This is a genomic window from Microcystis sp. M53603_WE2 (assembly GCF_030065435.1).
In genome coordinates this window covers 1-2,118 of sequence record NZ_JASJFF010000668.1, presented here as the reverse complement: position 1 = coordinate 2,118, position 2,118 = coordinate 1, and the positions used below count along the sequence as shown (strand labels likewise).

The window sequence follows — 2,118 nt, the reverse complement described above, 5'->3', positions numbered from 1 at the left end:
TCAAGTAAAAAGGAGACAGGAGACAAATTCACCTGATAACTGATGGTGGGTTACGGCGAATACTAAATAGGTGGTAAAATATCTAAGTTATTGTCGCCTAACCCACCCTACACTAAGTTGCTGGGGTTTTTTCCTGAGCTTGTTTTAATCTTTCTGCTGCTGTTTCCATGACTTCTGCAAAGTTTTCGAGAATTTCGCCGGGGTGCGCTTCGAGGATTTTTGTGGATAGGGAAATGCGATTTTTATATTCGTCAATTTCCGCGACTACCACTTTAATTGCTTGACCAACTTTAAAGAAAGTCATGGGAGAATTAAAAGAGGCTCCTGTCACCTGTTTAGCATGGAGTAATCCCGTCACTCCACCGCAATCGACAAAGACACCGTAGGGTTGTAATTTAACCACGGTGCCACTTAATAATTTACCCACAGCTAATTGACTGATAGCGTTAGCGCGAGCAATTTCTCGCTGAGATAAAACTAATTTATTATTTTCTTGATCGATTTGAATAAAAGTTGCGGTTAAAAGTTGTCCGATCAGGGAATCTAAATCATTTTTTTCGATTAAATGGGAGCGAGGGATAAATCCTTTTAATCCCTCCACCTCTCCCGTCACTCCCCCCTTATTCACCCCCGTGACGCGCAGCTGCACCGACTTGCCACTTTCAGAGATTTCCCTGACATTTTCCCAAGCTTTTTGTAGTAATAATTGCCGCAGAGACAGGGTAACTTGTCCTTCCGCGTCCTGTCCACGGGTAATCAGAAAATCGAATTCTGCACCTATGGGTAAAGCTTCAGCAATAGAAATAACATTTTCCAGGGAAATTTCCCTTAAAGGAATAAAAGCGGAGGATTTGCCGCCAATATCGATGAATGCTCCATCGGAGGTGTGTTGATCGACTCTCCCGCGCACGATCTGCCCTTTTTCAAATTGATAATCGTATTGATCAAGAGCTTTGGCAAAATCGTCCATGGAAAAGGCTGGGTTCGGTGTCATGATAAATAGAATGGTTACAAGTATAATTTCGATCTGCTTCCAGTGTAAGCTGAAGCTTGAGGGGTCAGACCATTAAGATTTAAGAAGGCTAAATAACTCTAGCACATGATCCCAGGCAGATTTGGCCGCATTAGCATTATAACTAGCCCTTTGGTCGCAGAAAAAGCCATGGTCGGCATTTTCATAGCGGAAAACTCGATGAGGAATTTGATAACGGATTAATGCGTTTTCTATCTCATCCACTTGCTTTTGAGGAATACTCGCATCTAACATCCCGAAAAATGCGTAGATTGTCCCTTTGATTTGGGGAGTCACCTTCACTGTCGCTTGACCACCCCCAGGGGTTCCCGTGGTGATTCCCGCACCGTAAAAAGAGGCACTAACTTTGATATCCTCTAGAGTGGAGACAAGATAAACCACATGACCACCAAAACAAAAACCGATCGTGCCGACACCGGTTTTTTTCACCTGTGGCAAACTATAAAGATAATCGATGGTGGCTTGGATATCGCTGATTAATTCGGCTGCTTTGGTTTGTTCTTTGTACTGACGACCGATTTCGATATCTGCCATACTGTACCCCGTTTCAAAACCCGGAGCGAATCGCTGATAAATGGCAGGAGCGATCGCTATATAGCCTTCTTGGGCGATTCTGCGGGTGACATCGCGAATATGGTCGTTTACGCCGAATATTTCCTGAATCACGATAATTGCTGGATAAATTCCCACTCGATCGGGAATGGCTAAATAAGCGTCTATGTCAATATCTTTGTTAGAAATCGTAACAGTTTGCGTATTAATAGTCATAATTTTCTCGCTGAAAAGCGGATTGGTGTTAGGGTGTTAGGGCTTGAGGATTGTAGGATGTTAGGGTTTTAGTTAAAACTCCCCACTTCCCCATTCCCCCACTTTCCCATTCCCCCATTCCTCAAATTAAAACAAACTTTGCCAAGGCCGCAGCCACCCCATTTAAGTTTACACTGGGGGCAACCCAATCGGCTTGATCCTTAACGGCTTGGGGAGCATTACCCATGGCGACACCGACACCCGCGTAGGTGAGCATAGAAACATCATTAAAATTATCACCGATCGCCATGACGTTTTGCGGTTGTAATCCTAGGATA

At 44.0% G+C, this 2,118-nt stretch carries 3 protein-coding genes; all 3 read right to left on the bottom strand.

The window, feature by feature from the left end; all coding sequences use genetic code 11:
- Nucleotides 1-112: 112 nt before the first annotated feature.
- The gene (locus PX481_RS14495; RefSeq protein WP_052278385.1) at nt 113-970 is read right to left on the bottom strand and encodes a S1 RNA-binding domain-containing protein; all 858 of its coding nucleotides are present in this window, start codon (nt 968-970) and stop codon (nt 113-115) included.
- A 96-nt stretch (nt 971-1,066) separates the two neighbouring features.
- Complete coding sequence (locus PX481_RS14490; protein ID WP_288094818.1) at nt 1,067-1,801, bottom strand: dienelactone hydrolase family protein; 735 nt, start codon at nt 1,799-1,801, stop codon at nt 1,067-1,069.
- A 121-nt stretch (nt 1,802-1,922) separates the two neighbouring features.
- Nucleotides 1,923-2,118 (bottom strand): HAD hydrolase family protein (locus PX481_RS14485; protein ID WP_288094817.1); only part of this gene is annotated, 196 nt, incomplete at its 5' end.

Bases quoted from the DNA above. Each gene is read 5' to 3' on its own strand.
- PX481_RS14495 (WP_052278385.1), bottom strand. From the start codon at position 970: ATGGACGATTTTGCCAAAGCTCTTGATCAATACGATTATCAATTTGAA.
- PX481_RS14490 (WP_288094818.1), bottom strand. From the start codon at position 1,801: ATGACTATTAATACGCAAACTGTTACGATTTCTAACAAAGATATTGAC.